Consider the following 23,950-nt stretch of genomic DNA (forward strand, 5'->3'; position numbering starts at 1 on the left):
GCCTTGGGTATCAGCATCCGGGAAGCCGAAGAAGGGGATTGGCCGGGCATCTGGACAGTCATGGAGCCAATCGTGCGGGACGGGGGAACCTACTGCTGGAACCGGGACCTGACGGAGGAAGAAGCACGGGCCGTTTGGCTTGAACCCCGCCCGGCGCACATCTTCGTGGCGGAGGAAGCCGGGCAGGTCCTCGGAACGGCCCAGCTTCACCCCAACCGTGCCGGTGCCGGCAGCCATGTGGCCAACGCATCCTTTATGACTGCCGGGTGGGCGAGCGGCCGTGGAATCGCTCGGGCGCTCGCCGCCCACGTGCTGGAGCAGGCTGAGGCGCAGGGGTACCGTGCCATGCAGTTCAACGCCGTGGTCCAGACAAACACGCGGGCTGTGGCGCTGTGGCAGTCCCTGGGGTTCGGGATCCTCACCACAGTTCCGGAAGCGTTCGCCCATCCAATTCACGGGTTTACCGGCCTGCACATCATGCACAAGCACCTCGCGGAGACCGGCCTGTGATTTCCTGCCGGGCGCGCAGTGAAAGAATGGACCCGTGAATTACCTCGAAACTGTCCCCGCGGCGGAGCGCAGCGCCGTCGTCGATCTCGCCGCTATCCGGCACAATGTCCGCCATCTTGCCGAAATCGCCAAGCCCGCCCGCCTCATGGCCGTGGTGAAGGCCGATGCCTACGGACACGGGGCGCTGGAGGTTGCCCGCGCCGCGATCGACGCCGGAGCCTCCTGGCTGGGGACGGCACACATTTCCGAAGCGCTGGCCCTGCGCACGGCGGGAATCACCGCGCCCGTGCTGGCCTGGCTGCACACCGCGGACAGTGACTTCTCCGCGGCCATCGCCGCGAATATCGACATTGGTGTTTCGGGCTGGGAGCTTGAAGCCGTAGTGGCAGCTGCCCGTGAATTGGAGGTACCGGCGCGGGTGCACCTGAAGATCGACACCGGGCTGGGACGCAACGGCTGTCCCGAAGAGCTGTGGGAGTCCTTCGTCGGTGCCGCGCTGGCGTACCAGGAAGACGGCCTGCTGCGGGTGGTGGGCATCTTCTCCCACCTTGCAGTGGCGGACGAGCCGCGCAGGCAGGAAACCGACCAGCAGCTGCAGAGGTTCCGCGAGGCCGTGGCAGTGGCGGAGGACGCAGGGGTGGACCACGAGGTGCGCCACATTGCGAACACTCCCGCGGTCCTCTCCCGCCCGGATTCGCACTTCGACCTGGTTCGGGTGGGACTGGGCATGTTCGGGCTGTCCCCGTTCCCGGGCCAAAGCGCGCAGGAGCTCGGACTCGTCCCGGCCATGACCCTCAAGACCACCATCGCCAACTGCAAGGAAGTCCCTGCCGGGCAGGGAGTTTCCTACGGGCTGCACTACCGCACCGCCGAACCCACAACCCTGGCCCTTGTGCCGGTGGGATATGCGGACGGGATTCCCCGCGTCGCCACGGGCGGCCCCGTGATGGTTGACGGCGAGGTCTTTCCGGTAGTCGGCCGCATCGCCATGGACCAGATGGTGATCGACGTGGGCCGCACTGGCGTGGCCGGCACTGCGGATACGTTCCTGGGCAAGGAAGCAGTTCTCTTTGGGCCGTCCGGTTACCCGAGCGTTGACGAGTGGGCCCAGGCCAGCGGCTCGATCAACTACGAGATCATCACCCGGATTAGCGGCCGAGTGACCCGGAGCTACATCGACTCGGGGGCCGCTGAATCCGCCGTGAGCCTTGACCCGGACGCTGAAGCGGCGCTGCCGTGAATGCCGCCGAAGCTCCGGCGTGGGAGCAGAAGTACACCACTTCCAGCGCGGCGCAGACGCAGGAACTCGCCCGCACGCTCGGCGGCGAGCTGCGCGCAGGCGACCTGCTTCTCCTGACCGGGGAACTTGGTGCAGGCAAGACCACCTTTACGCAGGGCCTCGGCGAGGGTCTTGGCGTGCGCCCGGGAATTATTTCCCCAACCTTCGTGCTCGTGCGGATCCATCCGGCGCTGGGTGCCGGTCCGGATCTGGTGCACGTGGACGCCTACCGGCTCGGGTCGGCCGCGGAGATCGACGACATCGATCTTGAAAACACCATGGATTCGTCCGTAACGGTGGTGGAGTGGGGGCATGGCCTGGTGGAGCACCTCGCCGAGAGCCGCCTCGAAATCACCCTGCAGCGTGCCACCGGGGGAGAAGCGGCCGGAGCCGGCGAACTGGTCACGGACTTCTCGGCGGAGGACGACGACGAGGAGCGGTCCATCCGGATCGCCGGGTATGGTCCGCGCTGGGCCACAGCCCCTGGGCTGGCTTCCTAACCTCCGGGCGATGGGTACTTCTCCCCATCGCGGGTGCGTCCGGGCCCCGGATACGATAAACCGCAACCGGATATCGCTTTGGGGGAGGGACATGGCCAGCTGGAACATTGACCTGGCATCGGCACGATCCGTGGTGAACCGCACCGCCGAGGAAGCCGCTAACCTGGCCGACGCGGCGAAAAGCCTGCAGGACGCAGCCGAAGGGGCGCAGGCCGCCGCGCGCAGCGCCGTCGTCGGTGATGCACTGAAAGCAGCGTACGAGCAGTACGCTGCCCTCCTGATCGCCAACGCGAGGAGCCGCGCTGAGACCGCCTGCTCGTCCCTCCACCAGGCACTGGACGCTTATCGGGACGCCGACCTCGAGATGGCCGCCCGCGCCCAGGCAAACGCGGCGGAGGTTGGATGACCGCCGTGGATTTCTCCTCGCTCCCCGATTTCGCGGAGGCCGGGGAGCTTGAACGCCAGGCAGACCTGATTGCTGCCGCCGGGACGGATGCTTCCGGTACCGCCACTGCCAGCCGGGAAATCTGGCTGGGGCTGGGTGCGGTCTACAGTGCGCCGGAAGCGGAGGCAGCCTACGGGGCCTTCGACAAGGTCCAGTCATTCGGGAACGAGGCCGAAACTGTCACGGGCCTGATCCGCACAGCACTGGTGGAATTTGCCGCGGATGCCAGGGCCCTCAGGCAGCAGGCGAGCGACCTGGTTTCGCTTTCCGGCCAGTGCACGCCCCAGCCGGACGCAGACCCGGAAAGCCGGGAAGCGGAGGTGGCCTCCCTTCAGCTGCAGGTTCAGGAGCTATGCCGAAAATACGCGGAAGCAGAGGCCCGGTGCGCCGGCTCGATCCGCGCGGCGTCGGGACTGCTGCCGGACAGCGGAATCCTGGGCAGTACCGGATTTGGTACCACCACCTCCCTGGCGGACACCGTGCTGGAGCACGTTCATCAGTCCCAGTTGCATGTTCGCCGGACCGTGGATGTCAGCGGCGACCTTGCCGCGGAACTGCGCCTGGAGAACATTCCCTACGAAGTGGTGGACGGAGGTGTGCGCTATACCCGGTCTCCATCCGGCATCCTGATTCCCGTTGAACGCTCGGTAGACCTGACCCGTGTCCCGTTCCCGGATGACGGCTTCGCCCGTCCGGGCCCTGAGCTGCGGCTCAATGCCGAAGCAGCGACCCCTCCGGCCTGGGCGCGCTGGGGCGGGCGCGGACTTTTTGTCCTGGACGCCGGAATAACCGCATGGGACCAGGGCAGCGAACAGTACAACGCGGACCGGATTGAGCATCCGGACTGGACCCCCGGCCAGCGGGCCCTGTCCGTCACGGAGAACGTTGCGATTGTTGGAGGCGCATCCCTGGCTGCCGGTGCCGGAGGCGCCTGGGCAGGAGCGAAGGCCGGCGCCGTCGTCGGCGGGGTAGTTGGCAGCTGGATCCCCGTGGTGGGAACGGCGGCCGGCGCTGTTGCCGGCGGTATTGTGGGTGGCATTGCCGGCGGCATCATTGGCAGCGGCGTCGGAGAAAAGATAGGAAAGAAGGCCAAGGACCTATGGGATTCATTCTGGGGCTGATCCTCGGCCTCGTGGTGCTCGCCATGGGATGGCGCGCCTACACCGGACGCTGGCGCACATGGCTGGGGCATCCGGGCCTCCTTCCGAAGGTCAAGGCTTATCCCGCCCTTGGCATGCTTTACGGCGGCGTTGGGTTGCTGACCGGAACTCTGCTGTGGGACGTGGACGGCGACTCCCTGCCCCGGCCCCTCCTGGGAGTGCTGCTGGTGCTTATGCTGGGAGGAATCTGGACCTTCCTCATGAGCCTGGTTTGGCTCCCGCGCTTTATGCTGCCCCGATGGGTCAAAATGGCCGAGAACGCGAAGGCCCGGGCAGCGTGAACCCGGTGGACGTCATTACTGTCGATTCTGTGTCGATGCAGGTTCCGCCCGGATGGGAAGCCAGCCGCCAAAACGGTGAGGCGCTGGTCCTGGCACCGGCAACCGGAGGGTTCCGGCCCAACCTGACCCTGCGCACACGCCCGTTTGAGGGGACGGCAGGCCGGGCAGCAACCCAGGAGGCAGCCGGCGTACTCGCCGCCCTCGAATCTCCCCAGGTGCTGAGCTGGAATCTCTGGCCGTACAGCGGCGCCGAAGGCCGCTGGATCGAGTACACCTACGAAACTCCCGAAGCCGTCCTGCACGTCCAGCAGTGGTTCCACCTCCGGGACGGCTTGCTGACCACCTGCACAGCCACATGCCGTACTTCACAGCTTCCGGCCTATGACCAGGCCTTCTCGGTCATGGCGGGCAGCATCCAGGCACAGGACGGAACAAGGGATGGATGACTTCCCCGCGGCAGAACCGCGACTTGAGCCTTTCGCCTCACAGCAGGCAGGCGAACCGCTGGAAGCCCTGTCCGGGCTGGCAGTGACGCAGGATTTCCGGTCCAAGGGCCCGTGGCTCTCACCGGCCGCCCAGGATGTCCTCCTCCTGCTGGGCAGGGGCGACAAACTGGGGCGCTTCGGCCTAGGTACCGCACAGGAAGGCCTAGAAGAACTTGAGGCCACCGGGCTGGTGACGGGCAGGGGCCGTCTCACGGCCGAAGGCCGGCTGGTCGCTTCGCCTCTAGACGGCACGTCAGGCAGCGTGCAGTTCGCAGCGGCCTGCGGCGGACAAAAGTCTGCGTTCTACGGCGCGCTGGGAAGCGAGGGCGTCCTCGTGCTGGCCGGACCGTCGTGTGCCAGGCTGCGGATGGGGGACCAGGGTGATCCGGGCCGGCGCCAGGTCGATTTCTTGTCCCTCGACCAGTTTTTCCCAGCGCTCGCAGCATGGCTGGGCCTGGGACCTTCGTGGCTCCTGGACGCGGAAGTATCGATCTCCCCGGAGGCAGTCCAGGCACGGATGTCCGGTGCATCCGGTGCGGAGGTTCCCCTCCCTGAGAAGGCGGACGCCGCGGTACGGCACATGTGGGAGCAGGAGTGGTTCATCTGGCAGCAGGTTGATGGACGCACTGACCTTCAAACCGGTATCCAGGCGAGGCCTGCAGGAACGTGGCAGCTGGTGAACAGTGAGAGGGGGCTGCTGCTGAAGCCTTGGCCCTCGGCGCAGGCATACAGGGGCCTGCTGCAGACGGTCAGCGCCGAGCTGGCCTGACCGTTTGTCCGGCCGCTGCCCTCCCGCACGGGAGCCGCGGGCGACGGCGTAAACTGAACACCGTGCTTATCCTCGCCATCGACACCTCTGCCATAGCCAGTGCGGCACTTCTCAACGGTGAGGGTGAAACGCTCGCGTCCTTCGCCACCGAGGACACCAGGTCCCATGCCGAGGTTCTGGCGCCGGGTATCCAGAGGCTCCTCAGCGACGCCGGTGTCTCCGGGAATCAGGTCGATGCGATCGTCACGGGTGTGGGCCCCGGCCCGTTTACCGGGCTGCGGTCGGGCATAGCCACCGCGCGTACCCTTGCTTTCGCCTGGAACAAGCCGCTGCACGGCGTCATGAGCCTGGACGCCATTGCAGTGGACGCTGCCCTGGACGCGTGGCGCGCCGGAGTGGATGAGTTCGTTGTGGCTACGGATGCCCGGCGCAAAGAGGTTTACTGGGCGCGCTACCGCAGTACCGGCGGCACCGCCGAACTCCTCGACGGGCCGGATGTTTCTGCCCCGTCTGAGGTTCCGGATGTGCCGGCCTATGGTGCAGGTGCAGGACTGTATCCGGAGGAGCTGCGCACGGTGCAGGACTTTGCTGCAGCCCAGCCGACGGCTGAAGCGCTGGGCCGCACCGCCGTCGTGCGTTTGGTCCGGGGACTGGAGCTGCTTCCGGACCTGCCGCTCTATCTTCGCGAATCCGATGCCAAGGTGCCCGGTCCCCGGAAGCGGGCGCTGTGATCGGGCAGCCTGCCGTGATCCGGGCGATGACCGAGGACGATATCCCGGCAGTGGATGCGCTGGAAAAGGCGATGTTCCCGGTTGATGCGTGGCCCACCGAGATGTTCTACGACGAACTGCGACAGCGCGCTACCCGTTCGTACTATGTTGCCGAGGATCCTGACGGCACGGTGATTGGGTATGCCGGGCTGATGTGCGTACTGCCCATCGCGGATGTGCAGACCATTGCCGTCGACTCAGCCCATGAGGGTGCCGGTACAGGGTCCAGGCTGCTTGCCACTCTTGTGGATGAGGCGAAGCAGCGGGGTGCAGATGACGTGCTTCTCGAAGTGCGTGCTGACAATCCCCGGGCGCAGCGGCTTTACCGCTGGTTTGGCTTTGAACAGATCCACGTCCGTCCGAGGTACTACCGGGACGGAGCGGATGCCTTGATTATGCGTCTGGAGCTTTCCACCTGGGAAGGTGCTCCGGTGCGCGAATCCAACCCTGTGAAGGACGTCCAATGAACCGCACCGAACCACTGGTGCTTGGCATCGAATCCTCCTGCGATGAAACCGGTGTCGGTATTGTCCGCGGCGACACGCTGCTGACCAATGCCGTGTCCTCCTCGATGGAGGAGCATGTCCGTTTTGGCGGTGTCATTCCGGAGATCGCCTCGCGTGCACATCTGGACGCTTTTGTTCCGACCCTGCGCCAGGCCCTGGATGAGGCCGGTGTAACGCTGGAGGACATCGATGCGATTGCTGTCACCTCCGGCCCCGGCCTTGCCGGTGCCTTGATGGTTGGTGTTTGCGCTGCTAAGGCCCTGGCTGTGGCTACGGGCAAACCGCTGTATGCGATCAACCATCTGGTGGCCCATGTGGGTGTTGGTGTTCTCGATGGCGGCAAGCTTCCGGAAAACCTTGGTGCCCTGCTTGTTTCGGGCGGGCATACAGAGATTCTTCGTGTCGGGTCCCTGACAGCGGATGTCCAGCTGCTTGGGTCGACCATTGATGATGCTGCCGGTGAGGCGTATGACAAGGTTGCCCGGATTCTGGGTCTTGGGTATCCCGGTGGCCCGGCAATCGACAGGCTTGCCCGCCAGGGGAACCCGAAGGCTATCCGGTTCCCCCGCGGACTGACCCAGCCGAAGTACATGGGTACGGCCGAGGCTCCGGGTCCGCACCGGTATGACTGGTCCTTTTCCGGTTTGAAGACTGCTGTTGCCCGGTGTGTGGAGCAGTATGAGGCTGCCGGGCAGGAGCTTCCTGTTGCGGATATTGCTGCGTCCTTCCAGGAGGCGGTTGTGGATGTCATTACGTCCAAGGCTGTTCTCGCCTGTACTGAGCAGGGGATTACGAACCTTCTGCTGGGTGGCGGTGTTGCTGCGAACTCCCGGCTTCGTGAGCTGACCGCCGAGCGTTGTGCTGCTGCCGGAATTTCGCTTCGGGTGCCTCCCATCCGTCTGTGTACCGATAACGGTGCAATGGTTGCTGCCCTGGGTTCGCAGATCGTCATGGCTGGCGGCGAACCTTCCGGTGTGGATTTCACCCCGGATCCTTCCCAGCCTGTGACCAGCATTCAGCTTCCTGCTGCGTAGCAGGGTAGGGGCTAGACCCCAGCCGCGGCTCGGTTAGGCGCCGGTTTGGTGAGGGGGCTCACGCAGCCGCCGGGTCGGGGGACCGGGCTCATTTAGCCGCTGGCTCGGTTAGGCGTCGGGTCGGGGGACCGGGCTCACGCAGCCACCGGCCCAGTGGCCGGGTGAGCGCGGCCGCCGTCTCACGCAGCTGCCGTCTCACGCAGCCGCCAGCTCCGCGACCCGGCTCACCCCGCCACCGGTTGGGCGACCGGGCTCACCCCGCCACCGGTTGGGCGACCGGGTAAGCACAGTCGCCGGGCAGGCATGGCCGGGCAGGACAGGGCTCACGCAGCCGCCAGCTCATTTAGGCGCCTCGGCATGGCCGGTCGCTGGCCGGGCCGTCTTCCGGGCTACACCCTGGCCGCGCTTCCGGAGGGCTCGCAGGACCGGCACCGGACTGACTCCCGTCGAACAGGGATCCCACGTAGACAAATATCTCGGACCCGAGTTACAACCGGCTGGTACCCAGTTCCCTGTCATTCACCCTCGTGGAGATCCGTCCCTCCGTCCCTCCGTCCCTCCGTCCCTCTGTCCCTCTGTCCGGTCGTGTACCGCCTTCTACCGGACGGTCTCCGGCTAGAAGGGCGGCGGATCATCCTCCGGCGACGGCGACGGCGACGGCGGATGCGGGTGACGCCGTTGTTCCGGAGCCCGCGTGGTCGGTTGTAACTCAGCCTGTTGAGACTCAGGCTGTTGGTACTCCGCGTGCTGGTACTCCGCGTGCTGGTACTCAAGAGTCGGACCGGTTGCGTAGGTTCGTCCGGTGGGTGAGTGCCATTCGATGGTTCCTGGTTCGGGTTGGCGTGCTGTCCAGTGGTCGAGGGTTTTGAACCGGTGGTGCTTAGGACAGAGGTGTTCCAGATTCGCGTGATCCGTGGGCCCGCCGCGGGAGAAGGGCTTGGTGTGATCGATCTCCGCGTGCGTGACGCTCACGGAGCAGCCGGGGAACCTGCACCTCCCGTCCCGTGCCTGAAGCCAGCGTTTGAGTCCAGCCGGGATCCGCCGTGTTCGTCCAACGTTCAGGATCTCTCCCGTGCTGGGGTCCTGGATCAGGGGTGTCCAGCGCAGGGCGTCGAGAATCATGGCCCGCGCTGTTTCTGCACTGATCGGTCCGTAGCCGTTGAGTTCTGCGGGGTTCTCGTCGAGTCCGGCGAGGGTGTCGGCGTTGATGAGGACCATGACCTCGGTGCGGACTTTGGAGCGGCTTCGTTGCCGGTGCCGTTCGGCACGGCGGGGACGCGTGGCTTCCTGGCCGGGGCTTCTGCGCGGGGCAGCGGGTGCTTCCGTGGGGCTTTCCTGGCCGGAGCCGGATCGGGAACCCGCGTCAGCGCGGGAATCGGAGTCAGCATGAGGGCCAGGGGCGGTGCTGGTACCCGAGCCGTCGCCGGAGGAGGACCCTTTGCCGGGGTGGGGCCTGTGGCCGGGGTGGGTGCCGGAGCCGGGGTAGGGCCCGCGGCCGGAGCCAGTGCCAGGGCTGGAAATGATGCTGGGACTGCTATCCGTACCAGTGGCGGACAAAGTTTCCTCGGCGGCGCTAGAAGGCGGAGAGCCTTTGCCTGACGCAAAGTCACCTGCATCGGGAGGACTGTCAGCTGCTGGATCGCCCCCGAGAAGCAGTTCGGTGAGGACGTCCGTGCGGAGCTGGTCCATGGTGCGGGGGTCCCCGGCATGTTTGCCGGCTTTCGCTGCACCGGTCAGGGCGGCGAACATGGCCTGGCCTTTTTCTGCGGCGATGATCGCGCTGAGGCAGGACATGCCATCTGGCAGGGGTTGGAAGCTGACGCGTCGTTTGTCTTTGGCCTGGCGGTGCCGGACGGGGATCAGGTCCGGGAACCGTGATTCCCGCAGCCGTCGGGCACGGCGGCCGAATCCGGCAGCGGTCCTTCCCTCGGCTGCCGCGAGCAGATCGCGTTCGAACGCACCCCGGACGGTGAGCCCGGCTCCGGGCGCGGGATCACGGGGGCCGTCCCCGTCAGCCTGCTCGTTCGATCCGTGGTCGCTGGTAGGTCCGGGTTGCGCGTCCTGGTTTTCGAGTCCGAGGTCCAGTTGGCCGGGTTCCCCGTCACCCGGTGCGCCGGGGCCAACTGGTGCGGGAGCACTACCGGGAGCGCGACCGGGGGCGCTGCCGGCGGCTGGTTCTTCGAGGATGTCGGTGGGGAGGTTGTGGGTTTCGTCCAGGATGATGCGGGCGTGCTGGAGGGCGATTTTCCCTTCGGCCAGACGGGCGAGAGTCTGTGGTGCGTCGGTGCAGAGCCGGGTGGATTCGCTGATGAGCTGCATGGCGGTCATGTGGGGGATGTTCAGTGCGGTGGAGGCTTCGGCTGCTGCGAGGCTCATGGCCAGTGCTGGTTCTTCGCGTCCGGATGCCTCGGTGATGTCCCTGGCGAAGAGTACTTCCAGGCGGGCGGCTACGCGGGCCTGCTGGGCCTGGGCCCAGGAGATGAGTATGCCCAGGCGCTGCAGCGTGGAGACGGTTTCGTCGTAGCCGAGGGTTTCGGGTCCGCGGAGGGATAGCTGTCCGGTGAATCCCTCGGGCAGCGGATCGGGATCGGTTGTGTCTGTCGGCCCGGGCTCGGCATGGAAGACAGAAACCGTGGGGAGCACAGCGCCGCGGTGCGGCTTTGGTGAGTCCCTTCCATCAGGGCCTCCCGAGCCACCCGGGCCTCCGGTGGCGCCGGAACTGCCGGGGCTGCCGGGGCTGCCGGCGTCGCCCAAGCTGCCTGGACGGGCGGGGCCGCCAGGGCCACCCGAGCCACCCGAACCGCCTGGGCCACCCGGGCCGCCGATACCATCCGATCGCCCGGGACCGGGGATAAAAAAGGAGCCGGCAGAATCTCGTCCTGGTTCCGCACCCGGAGCACCGTCCTGTTCCCGGTCAGCTGACCGGGAAAACGGGGTGCCCGAGGAACGGTTCATACCCCAAGGCTCTCAGCTGCCACTGACATTCCGAGGCCAAAATCGGCCCTTTTCAGACCACAGGATTACCGGTGAATTGCCTGCTTTTTGCAACGTCCGGCGTCAGCACTTACGGGCCAAAGCAGAAGGGGGGGGGAGCAGGACCGCACCTGCCAAGCCCCGGGGGGCTTATCTCCAGCCCGCGCCTTGCTCAGGCCCCCAGACTCCAGACACCGCTCCGGCTTAGCTCCAGCCTGCCCCAGCCCCGCCATCGGTCATGGACCGCAACGCGTAAGAATGAGAACGGCCAGGCTCCCAGCCCCGCCATCGGTCATGGACCGCAAGGCGTAAGAATGAGAACGGCCAGGCTCCCAGCCCCGCCATCGGTCATGGACCGCAAGGCGTAAGAATGAGAACGGCCAGGCTCCCAGCCCCGCCATCGGTCACGGACCGCAACGCGTAAGAAACACCGGGCCGCACTCGGAAGCCCAGGCGTAACTCCCACGGAGGTGTGAAAGGCCCAGCGGAATGACAGCTAGGCCTCACCGCGAAGCTGCGCGACGCCGTCGTGCACCACTGCGCGCAGGTCGCCGCCGTTGGCCTCCGCAACACGGCGCTGCCGCTGGTAGCCGGCACCGCGCTCGATGATGCCCGCAACATCGGCCAGTTCGGCACTGCAGCCAAGCTTCTCGGCAACCGGAGCAAGACGCGGAAGAACGTCCTCGAGGAGGTGTTCGGTGACGAGCTTTTCGTTGCCGGCAGCATCGAGAATGATGATGGCATCGAGCCCGTAGCGGGCAGCACGCCATTTGTTCTCCTGCACATGCCACGGAGGCATGGTCGGAATCGTTCCGCCATTGTCCAGGATGGTGGAGAACTCGTCGACAAGGCACTGGGTCAGCGCAGCAATGGCCCCGATGTCCGTAGCCGTGGAAAGCCCGTCGCAGACACGCAGCTCGATGGTTCCAAGCGCAGGAACCGGACGGATATCCCAGCGGATCTCACTGATCGAATCGATGACACCCGTGGTGAACATGTCCTGCACGTACGACTCATACTCGTGCCAGGAACGGAACTGGAACGGCAGCCCGGCCGTAGGGAGCTGCTGGAACATCAGGGCACGCTGGGAGGCATACCCCGTGTCCTCACCGGACCAGAACGGAGATGACGCTGACAACGCCTGGAAATGCGGGAAGTAGTTCACCAGGCCGTCGAGGACCGGAAGCGCCTTGTCCCGTGAATCCAGGCCGACGTGGACGTGGACACCGTAGATGAGCATCTGCTGGCCCCACCACTGGGTGCGGTCAATGAGCTTGGCATAACGTTCCTTGTCCGTCACCGGCTGGGAACGCGGCGCGGCAAAGGGGTGGGTCCCGGCGCAAAACAGCTCCACACCCATGTCATCCGTGACCCGGCGGACGGCTGCCATTGAACGCGCCAGGTCAGCTTTGGCTTCGGCCACGGTAGTGCAGATTCCGGTCACCAGCTCAACCGTGTTCTCCAGCAGTTCCTGCTTGATGTGCGGGTGCTCGTCATCCGGGCTGAGGCTGGGATCGTTGGCGTTCACCGCCCGCAGGACTTCGTCGGCTACTGAGAGCAGCTCACCGGATTCCCGGTCGACCAGCGCCAGTTCCCACTCGACCCCCAGGGTCGACTGCGGTGAAGCTGCGAACTCAATATCCAATACGTCTCCTGCTGTGCGCTGCGAAAGTCAGATTCTCCGGTACCGCACCATTGCGTTCTTAGAGCTGACTTCAATCGTAGCCCGGACACCGGCCTGTTCAGTTCCGCTGCCAAAGCTCCGTCCGGCGTCCTCCGCACGCCATAATGGACCAATGCCGATCCTGAACAAAGACATGACCCTGTGCATCTCCCTGGCCGCCCGCCCGAGCAACATCGGCACCCGGTTCCACAATTACCTGTACGAGCAGCTGGGCCTGAACTACGTCTATAAGGCATTCGCGCCGGCGGACCTGGCCCAGGCGGTAGCAGGGATCCGTGGCCTGCCCATCCGCGGCGCCGCCGTCTCCATGCCCTACAAGGAGGAGGTCATTGCGCTGGTGGACCGTATGGATCCCTCCGCGGCGGCGATCGATTCAGTGAACACCATCGTGAACGACGACGGCGTGCTCACCGCCTACAACACTGACTACCTCGCGATCGCACGGCTGCTGGCAGACCACGAGGTCCCGGCGTCCAGCTCGGTGCTGCTGCGCGGCTCCGGCGGAATGGCCAAGGCCGTCGCAGCGGCGCTGCGTGATGCCGGCTTCGCAGACGTCACCATCGTGGCCCGCAACGAAGCCACCGGCCGGTCGCTGGCTGACCTCTACGGCTTCCACTGGGCTCCGGAACCCGGTGAGGCAACCGCTGATCTGCTCATCAACGTGACGCCGCTGGGCATGGCAGGGCCCGACGAGGACGCCCAGTCCTTCGACGACGAAACCATCGCGGCCGCAGAGACGGTGTTCGACGTCGTCGCCCTTCCGTCTGAAACCCCGCTGATCCGTGCCGCCCGGGGTGCGGGCAAAAAGGTCATCACCGGCGCCGAAGTCATCGCGATCCAGGCAGAGGAACAGTTCGTCCTCTACACCGGGGTCCGTCCCACACCGGAGCAGGTGCGCGAAGCCAGCGAGTTCTCGCGCAGCTAGCCGTCCACCGCAGATGGCACCGGCTCGACGACGATTGCCACGCGGTCCTCACCAATCCGGGTGAGGACCAGGGTGGCCTTGTTCGGGCCCTTGCCCGATCCGGTGAGGAGCTGCTTGCGCAGTTCCTCGGGCGTCACGGCCATACCGCGCTTCTTGATGTCCAAGACCCCGATGCCTTGGGCACGGACCCAGGCTTTCAGGGCCTTGACGTTGTAGGGCCGAACCTCCAAGATCCGGTAAGCCCGTGCGAACGGCGTCTCCATTCGGTGCGGAGCGGCTATGTAGGCGATCTGCGGGTCCAGCAGATGCCCGCCCAGGGAACGCGCGACGTCGGCGACCAGGCCCGCGCGGATGACCGCGCCGTCGGGCTCGTAGAGATAGCCCTCCGCCGGACCGACCTGCACGTCCTGGGCACCGGGGACATAGTCCTCGTGCGAGGTCAGCTCCGCGGCACCGTTGGCACCAATGACCAGTGCTGCCCGGCGGATACCGGGGCGGCGCAGCTCGTTGAACCACAGCGTGGCCTCGGTAACGTCGCCGCCCACAGACACCCACTGGACTTCGCAGTTCGCCGGAATCGACTCGTGCGGGATGCCCGGCCCGAGCTTCACGCCCACCGGCATACCGCGCTCGGCGAGGGATTCAACGAAGGACAGCGGAGGTGAGAAGGCTTCCGGGTCGAAGATGCGGGAGGTTCCCGACGTCGACGTCGTGCGCCGCGCGGGATCCAGCCACACGGCGTCGATCCCGGTCAGGTCAAAGGACTCAGCGTCCCCCTGCACTACCTTCGCTTCCGGCCACGGCATCAGGTTGATGGTTGCCACGGCTGCAGTGATTTCATCAAGCTCGACGGCGGTGACCTGGCGGTCCAGCGTGGCCAGGGCCAGCGAGTCGGCGCCGATGCCACAGCCCAGGTCGGCTACCTTTTCCAAGCCCGCTTCCTGGTAGCGCTGGGCATGCAGCGCCGCAACATTCAGCCGGGTGGCCTGCTCGAGACCGGCCGGGGTGAAGAGCATGTGTTCGGCGAACGGCCCGAACTTTGCGCGGGCTTTCATCCGCAGCTTCGCCTGGGTGAGGACGGCGGCGACGAGCTCGGGGGAGTGCCCGGCCTTGCGCAGGTCGGTGTTGAGCTTCAGGGACTCGGACTCCAGATACGGGCCAAGGGAATTGAGCAGGGCCCAGCCTTCGGGGGTCAGGACATGGGCAAGGGAAGTGTCGGGCATGGATACAAGCCTAGTTCTTCGGACACAGGGCGGGTGAGGCGGCGACGGCGCTGCTTGGCACCCGCGCTGCCACTGGGCGACCGTCCGGCCGCGACCGGGTATCTTGGGGCCATGACTGAGCTGGCTGTAGATCCCCTTGATGTCCTCCGCCTCCGCACCAGCGCCAAGTGGCGCGCCTATCCCGGCGACGTGCTGCCGATGTTCGTAGCGGAAATGGACTTCCCGCTGGCCCCGCCCGTGGCCCGCGCGATGATCGAACGGATCCAAGCGTCCGACGTCGGCTACGTTTCCGGGCCCGGTCCGGTGGGCCCGGCGTTCGCGGACTTCGCGCAGCGGCGCTGGAACTGGGAAGTGGACCCGGAGGACGTGCGGACCACCACAGACGTGAGCGTCGCCATCGTGGAAACTCTCCGGCAGGTGCTTGAGCCGGGGGACGAAGTCATCATCACCCCGCCGGTGTATCCGCCGTTCTTCGATCTTCCGCTGGAGGCGGGCGGCAAGGTCCGTGAGGTACCGCTGCTGCAGGACGATGCCGGGTGGTCCCTGGACCTGGACGGACTCGAGACTGCCTTCTCCGGGGGTGCCCGCGCGCTGCTGCTGTGCAATCCGCACAACCCGCTGGGCCTGGTGCACCCGAAGGAAACGCTCGACGCCGTCGCCCGCCTCGCTGCGAAGTACGGCGCCACGGTGGTCAGCGACGAAATCCATGCCCCGCTGGTCTATTCTCCGGAGACCTTCACTCCCTTCCTGTCGGTGTCAGATGAAGCACGGACCCATGGTGTCTGCGTGACAGCGGCCAGCAAGGGGTGGAACATTGCCGGCTCGAAGTGTGCCCTGATGATCGCCTCAACCCCTGAAACCCGGCTGCTGCTGGATGAGATGCCGGAGGAAGTAGGTTTCCGCACCTCGATCCTCGGCCTGCACGGCACAGCGGCCGCATATGCCGACGGCGAGGAGTGGCTCGACGGCGTGCTGGCAGTCCTGGCCTCCAACCGGGAACTTCTCCGCGAGCTGCTGGCAGCAGAACTGCCGGGAGTGGGATACCGGATGCCGGACGCGAGCTATCTGGCTTGGCTGGATATGCGTGCACTGGGCTGGGGGACGGACCCGGGGGAGTACGCCCTGGAGAAGGCCCGGGTAGCGCTGGAACCCGGACTGAAATTCGGGACGGCCGGGGCAGGGCATGTCCGGTTGAACTTTGGCTGCGCACCGGAGGTCCTTGAGGAAGCTATCCACAGATTGAGCGCAGCCAGATCCTAACTGCCTGGAAACCCGTACGCTCTCCGGAAAAGGAGCACGAAGCCGCCGGGGAGAGGACTCCCGAATCGGCGGCAGCCGGCTCCCACACGGACGTACGAGGGGTACTAGGAGGCGGCATGCCGTTGAACGGATACAGCGTCAATCCCGAGGGCTGCGCCGCCATCCTCATCCAGGTGGAGGAAGACGAGACCAGGCACGCAGCACTGTCCGCACTGCGGGAAGGCATGGATTCAGCGCAGTCCGCCTGTGGGGACGGTTCCGGGACCGTGGCGCAGGCGCTCGCCGAGGTCTGGCAGGACACTATGAGCCTGCAGATAGAGGCCGCGGAGGAACGCATTCACAACGCGGCCGAAGGCGTCCGGAAAGCCGTGTCCATTCTTGCGGGCGCGGACCAGGACATGGCCGAAACAGCGAAGTCCAGCCTCGCTGAGCTTCAGGCCGGAATCCTTTGGGAACCTCAACTGGACAGGGCCAGCTGATGCCGATCGAGACATCCAGTCTCCGTGGCTGGTGTTCGCCGGACGCGGTGGAGAGCGCGGCACCAGCAGTGAAACGGGGCGGGGATGCGTATCTCCAGAGTGTTGAACGGGCCGGGGACACCTGGAAGCAGCTCGGATCGCACTACGCCGGGGACGGCTCTGCCGAGATGATCAGTTCGTATCGGAACGTGTTGCCTAACGCCGGAATGCTCGCGGACACAGCCCAGGCTGTCAGCACGGCGCTGACGGAATTCGCCGATGGAATTCGTTTCCTTCACATCCGGCGGACGGCGCTCCTGGAACGAGTGGAAGCCGCAAACCTGCGCGCTGCGCAAGAGCAAGAGTCCGTCTGCCGTGCGGAGCCGGCATACACACCGCGGCCGGCAGCCACGGCGGACCTGCTGCTGCCGGCCGAAGTGGCGGGGCTGGCCGCCCAATACCGGGCACTGGAAGAGCAAACTAGCGAAAAACTTCGATCCGCTTTTCGAGGTGACGGTTGGTTCCTGGACGCCGCCACGAGTATCCCCGCGACGGTTCTCTATGGGGCAGCAGGCACAGGCATAAACGCCACTCAGGTTCGGCAGGCAGATCTTAGGGATACGCGGCCCGGGCTGTTGTTCCGCCCATACCAAACTGCAGTGCAACGTATGCGCATGGCGAGGGGGCGCTGGAAAACTGAACTGAGACCGACAGCCGTCTTTAGTTTTGACCTTCGCCCGAAAGTCTCCAGGGATTTCTACAACCATTCGAGCTGGTACCGCAACCGGGTCAGGGCGAATCCATCGAACTGGGTGTTGCCGGACAGGTTGAAAGACCTTGGCTCGGCAGCGAAAGGGCTCAAGATCGGTGGCAGCGGTGTACTCACCGCTGTTACAGCGGGATTCACCGTTGCCGACGAGCGGAAGGACGCCTACAACGAATTGCTGCAGGCGAACCCGGGGTGGAGCAAGGAGGAACTCGACCGGCGGGCAAACATCGAGGGCGGGATCAAGGGCGGCACCAAGGCGGGCATCGACCTTGGAGCAGCTGGCGCCGGTGCGCTCATCGGTACCGCAATCGGCGGCCCGGCAGGCACCTTGGTGGGCGCCGGAATCGGAATCGGAATCTCCGTGGTTACGTCTATCGAGTTCGATTTCCTGGGCGGCCGCACACTGAAAGATGTTGCAGCCGACGGCGTCTGGGACGCCGTAAACAGTTTGGCGACGGGTTGGAACAAACTCTTTGGCGGTTGACTCTTACTGAAATGGAATACGAATGCGCAGGATGAGAAAGCCTGAGTGCATGACGGCACCGCATGACCGGGCGTAGCGAACGTGGAGGTCCAACATGGAAACCAACTACTGGGCGTTCTTCGCGTTCATGCTGCCCTTTGGCCTGGTCGTCTTTACCGGTGGTGTCCTGGTTTATACAAGGAAGTTTGTTGGGCTGCTGATCCTGGATAGGTTCATGCCGGGAAAACCTTCACTGGCCACCACCTTCTTAGGGGCGTGGCTCCTTCTTATGGCCCCGCAACACTTCGTGAATGAAAGCGGCATTGTTGCGCTGATCATGCCCTACAGTGCGCTTCTTCTCGCCTGTCTCGCCATCGGTCTCATGGGCTGGTACTGGATGCCCAAGTTCCTCCAACCCAAGTGGATGAAAGAAGGAGACAAACTCGAGGCCCGCGGGGAAGACCGGTTTGTAAAGGACTTTTACGATTCGGACGGGAGGCTGAAAGAGTGACGAATGCTGCCGGCATCAGCTACGAACGGCTGCGCGGTTTCCGGATTCTCCGCCCGGGTGACTGGGAATTGGCTGAGTGCCCCGGAAACATGATTGCCGTGGCACATCCGCCTGTACCCTCGGGGATCTTCCGCCCCAATATGGTCCTGCGATGGGCACCCGCAAACGGGATCTCCCTCACCAGGTATGCGACCGCAGCGCTGGCCTCAACCATGCAGACAGCACAGCAGGTCCGCATCATCGCCCACGAGGCCTGGCCGATGAACGGTCCCGAAGGTCCCGTCAGCGGCCGGCGACAGCGCTTCGTGCACCAGATGGATCAGCACCCGGTCTGCGTCGACCGCTGGCTCTGGATCGCGGGCAACCGGATATGCGAGGCGACGGCAAGCTACACCGCTGACCAGCTAGTCGGAATGAAGCTGCTGTTCGAACAGATGATCAAGGACTTGAAGATCGAAGCCGGAGGTGATGTCGGGGAGAGCCAGGAACGCAGTCTCATGGACACCATCGCGCCCACAGAGCCGCGCCTGGACCTACAGGCCACACGGCTGGCCGGAGAGGACCGCGAGGATCTTGCCGTGCTTGCAGCGGCCCAGCCGTACCGGGAACCGCCACTTCTCCTGCCCATCCGCGCCCTGGAGCTCATGGACAGCCTGGCGGAACGGAACCGCCTGGGAAGGTTCCAGCGCAAGGGGCCGGAACTCGCGGTGCTGCAGAATGCAGGTTTGCTTGACGCAGACAGCAGCCTGACGCAGGCAGGTACCGGCTTCGTGGCACCGTTACGCAGCTCGGACGCGGCATTCAGCGTCACAGCGGCCGACGCACAAGGGGGCGCCATTCTCCAGGCGTGGATAGGCGGCGGCCTCGGCAGGGTGACGGCGGAACCGTCGCGTTTCTCCGCGTCGTCCGGGCGTGTACAGGGGCCTGATGACCTGGCAGTTCAGGTGCTTCAGGCCAACGCCGTCCCTCAAGCGATAGCGGACTGGCTGGGCTTCTCACCGGCATGGAGCATTGCGCATGAACCGGTGGTCCTGACGACGGACCAGTACGAAGCGAGGATGAAGTCCCAGGAGGCAGAAGCCCCGGAAAGCCTGGGAGAGGCGGCCAAGCGCATGTGGGAACAACCCTGGACCGAATGGGAAATCGTTGAGGAGTGGACAGGCGGCTGGTTCGCGTTCGTGAACGCAGGAAGGGCCGGCCATTACCGGCTGGGTCCGGTGGACGAACGTCCGGGCGAGGCCGGTTTGCTGATGCTGGAGCCGGTGTCTTCCGCCGCTGTCTGGGACACTCTAGTGCGGTTCATCCACGCTGCCGTTGAAGGAACCCCGCTCTGGATCCCGGAGCTGCCGGGCTTCGATGACCGGCCGGCAGACGGCAGAGCCCCGGAAGGCAAGGTCTGGGAAGCGTACGGCTAGGCAGCCCTAGGCGAAGTACACGCCGATCCGGTTGCCCTCGATCTCCTCGATCCGGATATCGATCTCGTAGATGTCCTTCAGGACCTCAGGCTGCATGATCGCCGACGGCGGTCCCTGATGGAGCAGCTTGCCGTCTGCCATGGCAATGATGTCGTCCGAGTAGCAGGACGCGAAGTTGATGTCGTGGATGACCAGGACAACGGTCTTGCCCAGCTCATCGGTGAGCCGGCGCAGCAGCCGCATCATCTCCACGGAGTGCTTCATGTCCAGGTTGTTCAGCGGCTCATCCAGCAGCAGGTAATCCGTGTCCTGCGCCAGCACCATGGCGATGAACGCACGCTGGCGCTGGCCGCCGGAAAGCTCGTCGACAAAGCGGTCGGCCAGCTCAGTGAGGTCCAGGAAGGCCATGGCATGCTCGATCTTTTCCCGGCACGCCGCCGTCGGGCGCCCCCCGTTGTGCGGATACCGGCCGAATCCGACCAGGTCGCGGACCGTCAGCCGGACGGTGAGGTGGTTGTCCTGGCGGAGGATAGCCATCTTCCGGGCCAGGTCCTTGCCCGGTGCGGCAGAGACGTCCAGGCCGTCCACGGTGACCGAACCGGCGTCGGACTTCAGCAGGCGGCTGATGATTGAAAGCAGCGTGGACTTGCCGGCTCCGTTCGGACCGATGATGGAGGTGACGCCGCCTCCCTTGATGTGGCAGCTCACCCCGTCCACTACCGGGGTGGAGCCGTAGGTCTTGGTGACGCCGTTGACCTGGATCATTTAAGGGAGCCTTTCAGGAGCAGAATCAGGAACACGATTCCGCCAACGAATTCAATGACAATGCTCAGCGCGGTATCGAAAGCGAAGATGCGTTCAAGGACCAGCTGGCCGCCTACCAGCGCAATGATGCCCAGCAGCACGGCGATGGGAACCACGGCCTTGTGGGAGAAGTGGGAGCACAGCTGGTAGGCCAGTGATGCCACCAGCAGGCCGAAGAAGGTCACCGGGCCAACCAGTGCGGTGGAGACGGCAACCAGGACCGAGCAGATCACCAGCACACCGGTCACGGAACGCTTGTGGTTCACGCCCAGGTTGATGGAGGTATCCCGTCCCAGGGACATCACATCGAGGGAGTGCCGCATCCGCCAGGCCGGAACGCTGACGATTGCGACGGCAATCAGCGAGTAACCCAGCAGTGCGCCGTCGACATTATTAAAGGACGCGAAGAACAGGTCCTGCAGGATGATGAACTCGCTGGGCTCGATGAGGCGCTGCAGCAGGGAGGACATGCCGCGGAACATCGTGCCCAGCACAATTCCCACCAGCAGCATCAGGTGCAGGGACTTGCCCCCGCCGGTGAACAGCCACCGGTAGAGCAGGAAGGAGAAGCCCACCATCAGGGCGACTTCCATCCCGTAGCGCAGCGGCTCGGACATGGAAAGAACCAGTCCGCCGCCGAAGGTGAATACCAGGACGGTCTGGATCAGCACGTACAGGGCATCGAAACCCATGATGGACGGCGTCAGGATCCGGTTCGCGGTCACGGTCTGGAACAGGACGGTGGAAACCCCGACGGCGTAGGCCACCAGGATCATCGACCCCACCTTGATGGCGCGGCGCGGCAGGACATAGCCGAGGTTTCCGCGCAGCTCGATGGTCATAAAGACGGCGACGAGCGCCGCGGCAATGACGGAGAGGGCAATGATCCAGAAGCGGGGGGAGAGGTTCCGTACGGGACGGCGGCGCTGGACCGTCATTGCCGAAGGCAGGACGCTGGTGGGTGAGCTAGGCACGGGCGGAGCGCTTTCTCAGGAGCAGGTAGAGGAACAGGACGCTGCCCACGGCGGCAACAATCACGCCCACGGGGATTTCGTAGGGGTAGCGGATGGTCCGGCCGATGATGTCGCACACAAGCACAAAGCCCGCACCGAAAATCGCGACCCAGGGGATGGCCCGGCGGACGTTGTCTCCTACCAGGAGGGAGACAAGGTTGGGCACGATGAGACCCAGGAACGGGACCGAACCCACACTGACCACGACGACGGCGCTGATCAGGGACACGATGATCAGGCCGAGGGTCATCACGCGGTTGTAGTTCAGACCGAGGTTGGTGGTGAACTCCTGTCCCATGCCGGCGACCGTAAACCTGTCTGCGGCGAGGAAACCGATCAGCGTCAGCGCGCCGACGATCCAGAGCAGCTCATACCGTCCGCGCAGGACGCCGGAGAAGTCCCCGGTCATCCAGGAATTCAGCGTCTGGAGCAGGTCGAACCGGTACGCGAAGAAGGTGGTGACGGCAGCGATGACGCCGCCGAGCATGATGCCCACAAGGGGGACGATCAAGGTATTGCGCAGCGGGATGCGGCGCAGGATCAGCAGGAAGAGTGCGGTTCCGGCGACGGCAAAAAGGGTGGCCGTGGACATTTTCATGAACAGCGAGGCTCCGGGAATCAGGACCGTCACCACGAGGATGCCAAGGGACGCGGACTCGATCGTTCCCACTGTGGAGGGTTCAACGAATTTGTTCCGCGCCATGAGCTGCATGATCAGCCCGGCCACGCTCAGTGCCATGCCGGCAAGGATGATGCTCAGTGTCCGCGGCACCCGGCTGACCCAGAAAATCGTCCAGGCGTGCTCGTCGCCGGCCAGCAGCGAGGAGAGGGAAACGTCGCTGACGCCCACGAACATGCTGACGACGGCGAGCACCAGGACGGCGGTGCCGCCCAGGACCAGCATGGCTGCCGGGCCGGGGACCCGGCGTCGTGGTCCGGGTACGGCAGCGGTCCCGGCAGGAGCCGGAGCTGAGGGGCTGATCTGTGTTGTCATGGGGGTTCCGTCTCCCCCGCCGGCCGGGGCCGCCCGAAGGCGGTCCCGGCCGGCGAGGATCTAGCAGGTACGAAGGACGGTTAGGAAATGCCGTCCTGGACAGCGCTGACCATGGCGTCAACGTTGTTCAGGCCGTAGCCCACCAGGTACCAGCTGGAGGAATCGAGCATGGTGATGCGGTCATTCTTGGCGGCCTTGGTGCCCATGACGAGTTCGTTGTCCAGGACTGCGGAGGCAACTTCGCCTGCGTTTCCGACTGCGACGTCGCGGTCAATGACGAACAGGTTGTCCGGGTTGATCTCCGCGACGTACTCGAAGGAGACGGATTCGCCGTGCTGTGCTTCGGACTTGATGTCAGCGGCGGTGGCAATGCCCAGGACGTCGTGGATCAGGCCGAAGCGCGAACCTGCGCCGTAGGCGGTCATTTCGCCGCCGCTGGTCATGATGATCAGGCCGTTGCCGGCGTCGGCCGCGGTGGCCTTGGTTTCTTCGACCTTGGAGTCAAGGGCGGCGAGTTTCTCATCGACTTCGGCTTCCTTGCCGAAGATCTCACCGATGATTTCGGTGTTGGAGATGAAGGAATTCCACGGATCCGCAGCGTCGGTGCTGAGGTTGATCGTGGGGGCAATCTTGGAGAACTCTTCGTAGGAGTCTGCGGTGCGGCCGGACATGATGATCAGGTCCGGAGCGCCGGCACTGATGGCCTCGAAGTCCGGTTCCTTCATGCTGCCGATCTTGGCGTAGTCATCCGAGCCGTACTTGGAAAGGCTTTCGGGGTAGTTCGCGGCCGGAACGCCGTCCACCTCGATGCCCAGGGCGTCGAGTGTGTCCAGGGCGCCGAGGTCGAAGGTGTAGACGACCTCCGGGTTCACGGGAACCTCAGTGGTGCCCTGGGTGTGCTCCACGGTAACGGTGGTCGGCTCTGCCGATGCAGGTTCGGCGGCGGCGTCGGTCTCCGAGCCGCAGGCGCTGACGGCGAGCAGGGAAACCAGGGCGGTTCCGGCAAGCAGCCGGGACTTAAGGGTGGTCTTCACTTTGGGGGTGCTCCAGATGATCTCTTCGGTTTGGCCTGCCGGGGGATGCCTCCACCATTAGGTCACAAAATCGTTTGCTAATTTTGCGCGCCTCTGAAAACTATCTTGTTAGGCAAGGCTAAGCAACTTAGATGTCGCCCGGGCAGTAACGTGCGAACGCCCGCTCGGGAGCCGGTCCCGGACGGCAGAGAATTATCTTGCGGCCTTTGTTGGCACTCGCCTTGACCGAGTGCTAACCGTTGCATAAAGTCGGAGCTAGCACTCCCCTTGTGAGGGTGCTAATTCCTGAGGGAAGCGCCCACCGGCACCCGCGACGACGGCAAGCGCCTACCGACGGTCCACAAACCCGTTAGTAACTAAGCAAAGGAGAGCCCGAGTGTCGGTCTCTATTAAGCCCCTTGAGGATCGCATCGTTGTTCGCCCGCTCGAAGCTGAGCAGACCACGGCTTCCGGCCTGGTTATCCCGGACACCGCCAAGGAAAAGCCCCAGGAAGGTGAAGTCGTAGCAGTCGGCCCCGGCCGCGTTGACGACAACGGCAACCGTGTGCCGATCGATGTTGCTGAGGGCGACGTCGTCATCTACTCGAAGTACGGCGGAACCGAGGTCAAGCAGGGCGGCCAGGAATACCTGGTGCTCTCCGCACGCGACGTGCTGGCCATCGTCGTCAAGTAAGTCTTTGAAGAC

Annotated in this window: 25 protein-coding genes; 18 read left to right on the plus strand and 7 right to left on the minus strand. The window is 65.0% G+C overall.

Annotated features, from left to right (window positions below; all coding sequences use genetic code 11):
* The first annotated feature begins 3 nt into the window (after positions 1–3).
* From ACSLGO_RS02320 to tsaD, 11 genes are all read left to right on the plus strand, one after another.
* The gene (locus ACSLGO_RS02320) at positions 4–510 is read left to right on the plus strand and encodes an N-acetyltransferase family protein (RefSeq protein WP_436399791.1); all 507 of its coding nucleotides are present in this window, start codon (positions 4–6) and stop codon (positions 508–510) included.
* 34 nt (positions 511–544) lie between these two features.
* The gene (alr, locus tag ACSLGO_RS02325; RefSeq protein ID WP_436399792.1) at positions 545–1,750 is read left to right on the plus strand and encodes an alanine racemase; all 1,206 of its coding nucleotides are present in this window, start codon (positions 545–547) and stop codon (positions 1,748–1,750) included.
* A complete protein-coding gene (gene tsaE, locus ACSLGO_RS02330; RefSeq protein ID WP_263127390.1) occupies positions 1,747–2,289 on the plus strand; it encodes a tRNA (adenosine(37)-N6)-threonylcarbamoyltransferase complex ATPase subunit type 1 TsaE in 543 nt (180 codons plus the stop codon). The genes alr and tsaE overlap by 4 nt, the downstream gene beginning before the upstream one ends.
* Before the next feature lie 91 nt (positions 2,290–2,380).
* A complete protein-coding gene (locus ACSLGO_RS02335) occupies positions 2,381–2,695 on the plus strand; it encodes a DUF6507 family protein (RefSeq protein WP_091602755.1) in 315 nt (104 codons plus the stop codon).
* Positions 2,692–3,855 carry a hypothetical protein gene (locus ACSLGO_RS02340; RefSeq protein WP_091602759.1) on the plus strand — a complete coding sequence of 388 codons (1,164 nt, stop codon included), beginning with the start codon at positions 2,692–2,694 and terminating at the stop codon, positions 3,853–3,855. The genes ACSLGO_RS02335 and ACSLGO_RS02340 overlap by 4 nt, the downstream gene beginning before the upstream one ends.
* On the plus strand, positions 3,834–4,175 hold the full coding sequence (locus ACSLGO_RS02345; protein ID WP_091602762.1) for a hypothetical protein: 342 nt from the start codon (positions 3,834–3,836) through the stop codon (positions 4,173–4,175). The genes ACSLGO_RS02340 and ACSLGO_RS02345 overlap by 22 nt, the downstream gene beginning before the upstream one ends.
* A gap of 5 nt (positions 4,176–4,180) precedes the next feature.
* Positions 4,181–4,621, plus strand: a complete 441-nt coding sequence (locus tag ACSLGO_RS02350; RefSeq protein WP_436399793.1) for a hypothetical protein — start codon at positions 4,181–4,183, stop codon at positions 4,619–4,621.
* Positions 4,614–5,429, plus strand: a complete 816-nt coding sequence (locus ACSLGO_RS02355; RefSeq protein WP_436399794.1) for a hypothetical protein — start codon at positions 4,614–4,616, stop codon at positions 5,427–5,429. The genes ACSLGO_RS02350 and ACSLGO_RS02355 overlap by 8 nt, the downstream gene beginning before the upstream one ends.
* A gap of 62 nt (positions 5,430–5,491) precedes the next feature.
* Positions 5,492–6,160, plus strand: a complete 669-nt coding sequence (tsaB, locus tag ACSLGO_RS02360; protein WP_377955350.1) for a tRNA (adenosine(37)-N6)-threonylcarbamoyltransferase complex dimerization subunit type 1 TsaB — start codon at positions 5,492–5,494, stop codon at positions 6,158–6,160.
* A 26-nt stretch (positions 6,161–6,186) separates the two neighbouring features.
* Positions 6,187–6,666 (plus strand): ribosomal protein S18-alanine N-acetyltransferase, encoded by a 480-nt coding sequence (gene rimI, locus ACSLGO_RS02365; RefSeq protein ID WP_436399822.1) that lies wholly within the window; start codon positions 6,187–6,189, stop codon positions 6,664–6,666.
* On the plus strand, positions 6,663–7,739 hold the full coding sequence (gene tsaD / locus ACSLGO_RS02370; protein WP_263129022.1) for a tRNA (adenosine(37)-N6)-threonylcarbamoyltransferase complex transferase subunit TsaD: 1,077 nt from the start codon (positions 6,663–6,665) through the stop codon (positions 7,737–7,739). Before rimI ends, tsaD begins: the two co-directional genes overlap by 4 nt.
* Before the next feature lie 615 nt (positions 7,740–8,354).
* Here tsaD and ACSLGO_RS02375 read toward each other — a convergent pair.
* Together ACSLGO_RS02375 and ACSLGO_RS02380 are read right to left on the minus strand one after the other, a co-directional pair.
* Positions 8,355–10,382 carry a DUF222 domain-containing protein gene (locus ACSLGO_RS02375; protein ID WP_436399795.1) on the minus strand — a complete coding sequence of 676 codons (2,028 nt, stop codon included), beginning with the start codon at positions 10,380–10,382 and terminating at the stop codon, positions 8,355–8,357.
* Positions 10,383–11,208: 826 nt separating this feature from the next.
* The gene (locus tag ACSLGO_RS02380) at positions 11,209–12,357 is read right to left on the minus strand and encodes a glutamate--cysteine ligase (RefSeq protein WP_091602779.1); all 1,149 of its coding nucleotides are present in this window, start codon (positions 12,355–12,357) and stop codon (positions 11,209–11,211) included.
* A 151-nt stretch (positions 12,358–12,508) separates the two neighbouring features.
* Here ACSLGO_RS02380 and ACSLGO_RS02385 point away from each other — a divergent pair, with 151 nt between their 5' ends.
* Positions 12,509–13,321: a shikimate 5-dehydrogenase gene (locus tag ACSLGO_RS02385; RefSeq protein ID WP_436399796.1), complete on the plus strand. Its 813-nt coding sequence runs from the start codon at positions 12,509–12,511 to the stop codon at positions 13,319–13,321.
* On the opposite strand, the gene ACSLGO_RS02390 is transcribed toward ACSLGO_RS02385, so the two are convergent.
* Positions 13,318–14,544 carry a THUMP-like domain-containing protein gene (locus tag ACSLGO_RS02390; RefSeq protein WP_436399797.1) on the minus strand — a complete coding sequence of 409 codons (1,227 nt, stop codon included), beginning with the start codon at positions 14,542–14,544 and terminating at the stop codon, positions 13,318–13,320. The genes ACSLGO_RS02385 and ACSLGO_RS02390 overlap by 4 nt on opposite strands.
* Before the next feature lie 111 nt (positions 14,545–14,655).
* Between ACSLGO_RS02390 and ACSLGO_RS02395 the strand changes: the two genes are divergently transcribed.
* The 5 genes from ACSLGO_RS02395 to ACSLGO_RS02415 all read left to right on the plus strand — a co-directional run bounded on the left by ACSLGO_RS02395 (position 14,656) and on the right by ACSLGO_RS02415 (position 19,420).
* Complete coding sequence (locus ACSLGO_RS02395) at positions 14,656–15,804, plus strand: MalY/PatB family protein (RefSeq protein WP_436399798.1); 1,149 nt, start codon at positions 14,656–14,658, stop codon at positions 15,802–15,804.
* Positions 15,805–15,920: 116 nt separating this feature from the next.
* Positions 15,921–16,283, plus strand: a complete 363-nt coding sequence (locus tag ACSLGO_RS02400) for a DUF6507 family protein (RefSeq protein ID WP_091602790.1) — start codon at positions 15,921–15,923, stop codon at positions 16,281–16,283.
* Positions 16,283–17,515: a hypothetical protein gene (locus ACSLGO_RS02405; protein WP_436399799.1), complete on the plus strand. Its 1,233-nt coding sequence runs from the start codon at positions 16,283–16,285 to the stop codon at positions 17,513–17,515. Before ACSLGO_RS02400 ends, ACSLGO_RS02405 begins: the two co-directional genes overlap by 1 nt.
* Before the next feature lie 94 nt (positions 17,516–17,609).
* A complete protein-coding gene (locus tag ACSLGO_RS02410) occupies positions 17,610–18,005 on the plus strand; it encodes a hypothetical protein (RefSeq protein ID WP_263127372.1) in 396 nt (131 codons plus the stop codon).
* Positions 18,002–19,420, plus strand: a complete 1,419-nt coding sequence (locus tag ACSLGO_RS02415) for a hypothetical protein (RefSeq protein ID WP_436399800.1) — start codon at positions 18,002–18,004, stop codon at positions 19,418–19,420. The genes ACSLGO_RS02410 and ACSLGO_RS02415 overlap by 4 nt, the downstream gene beginning before the upstream one ends.
* Positions 19,421–19,426: 6 nt before the next feature.
* On the opposite strand, the gene ACSLGO_RS02420 is transcribed toward ACSLGO_RS02415, so the two are convergent.
* The 4 genes from ACSLGO_RS02420 to ACSLGO_RS02435 form a co-directional block, all read right to left on the minus strand.
* Complete coding sequence (locus ACSLGO_RS02420; protein ID WP_436399801.1) at positions 19,427–20,185, minus strand: iron ABC transporter ATP-binding protein; 759 nt, start codon at positions 20,183–20,185, stop codon at positions 19,427–19,429.
* Positions 20,182–21,162 (minus strand): iron chelate uptake ABC transporter family permease subunit, encoded by a 981-nt coding sequence (locus ACSLGO_RS02425; protein WP_436399823.1) that lies wholly within the window; start codon positions 21,160–21,162, stop codon positions 20,182–20,184. Before ACSLGO_RS02425 ends, ACSLGO_RS02420 begins: the two co-directional genes overlap by 4 nt.
* Positions 21,163–21,190: 28 nt before the next feature.
* Positions 21,191–22,231 (minus strand): ABC transporter permease, encoded by a 1,041-nt coding sequence (locus tag ACSLGO_RS02430; protein WP_386885129.1) that lies wholly within the window; start codon positions 22,229–22,231, stop codon positions 21,191–21,193.
* A gap of 80 nt (positions 22,232–22,311) precedes the next feature.
* On the minus strand, positions 22,312–23,265 hold the full coding sequence (locus ACSLGO_RS02435) for a siderophore ABC transporter substrate-binding protein (protein WP_436399802.1): 954 nt from the start codon (positions 23,263–23,265) through the stop codon (positions 22,312–22,314).
* 376 nt (positions 23,266–23,641) lie between these two features.
* Between ACSLGO_RS02435 and groES the strand changes: the two genes are divergently transcribed.
* On the plus strand, positions 23,642–23,938 hold the full coding sequence (gene groES, locus ACSLGO_RS02440; protein ID WP_055239413.1) for a co-chaperone GroES: 297 nt from the start codon (positions 23,642–23,644) through the stop codon (positions 23,936–23,938).
* The last annotated feature ends 12 nt before the right edge of the window (positions 23,939–23,950 follow it).

This window comes from Arthrobacter sp. IK3 (assembly GCF_051337705.1).
Lineage (GTDB): Bacteria > Actinomycetota > Actinomycetes > Actinomycetales > Micrococcaceae > Arthrobacter_B > Arthrobacter_B koreensis.

What these genes read in the sequence shown, in the direction of transcription:
- ACSLGO_RS02425 (WP_436399823.1), bottom strand. Translation starts at nt 21,162, where the DNA reads ATGACGGTCCAGCGCCGCCGTCCCGTACGGAACCTCTCCCCCCGCTTC.
- tsaD (WP_263129022.1), top strand. Translation starts at nt 6,663, where the DNA reads ATGAACCGCACCGAACCACTGGTGCTTGGCATCGAATCCTCCTGCGAT.
- ACSLGO_RS02340 (WP_091602759.1), top strand. Translation starts at nt 2,692, where the DNA reads ATGACCGCCGTGGATTTCTCCTCGCTCCCCGATTTCGCGGAGGCCGGG.
- ACSLGO_RS02420 (WP_436399801.1), bottom strand. Translation starts at nt 20,185, where the DNA reads ATGATCCAGGTCAACGGCGTCACCAAGACCTACGGCTCCACCCCGGTA.
- ACSLGO_RS02355 (WP_436399794.1), top strand. Translation starts at nt 4,614, where the DNA reads ATGGATGACTTCCCCGCGGCAGAACCGCGACTTGAGCCTTTCGCCTCA.
- ACSLGO_RS02405 (WP_436399799.1), top strand. Translation starts at nt 16,283, where the DNA reads ATGCCGATCGAGACATCCAGTCTCCGTGGCTGGTGTTCGCCGGACGCG.
- ACSLGO_RS02395 (WP_436399798.1), top strand. Translation starts at nt 14,656, where the DNA reads ATGACTGAGCTGGCTGTAGATCCCCTTGATGTCCTCCGCCTCCGCACC.
- ACSLGO_RS02385 (WP_436399796.1), top strand. Translation starts at nt 12,509, where the DNA reads ATGCCGATCCTGAACAAAGACATGACCCTGTGCATCTCCCTGGCCGCC.
- ACSLGO_RS02400 (WP_091602790.1), top strand. Translation starts at nt 15,921, where the DNA reads ATGCCGTTGAACGGATACAGCGTCAATCCCGAGGGCTGCGCCGCCATC.
- ACSLGO_RS02345 (WP_091602762.1), top strand. Translation starts at nt 3,834, where the DNA reads ATGGGATTCATTCTGGGGCTGATCCTCGGCCTCGTGGTGCTCGCCATG.
- ACSLGO_RS02410 (WP_263127372.1), top strand. Translation starts at nt 17,610, where the DNA reads ATGGAAACCAACTACTGGGCGTTCTTCGCGTTCATGCTGCCCTTTGGC.
- ACSLGO_RS02390 (WP_436399797.1), bottom strand. Translation starts at nt 14,544, where the DNA reads ATGCCCGACACTTCCCTTGCCCATGTCCTGACCCCCGAAGGCTGGGCC.
- ACSLGO_RS02430 (WP_386885129.1), bottom strand. Translation starts at nt 22,231, where the DNA reads ATGACAACACAGATCAGCCCCTCAGCTCCGGCTCCTGCCGGGACCGCT.
- ACSLGO_RS02335 (WP_091602755.1), top strand. Translation starts at nt 2,381, where the DNA reads ATGGCCAGCTGGAACATTGACCTGGCATCGGCACGATCCGTGGTGAAC.
- rimI (WP_436399822.1), top strand. Translation starts at nt 6,187, where the DNA reads ATGACCGAGGACGATATCCCGGCAGTGGATGCGCTGGAAAAGGCGATG.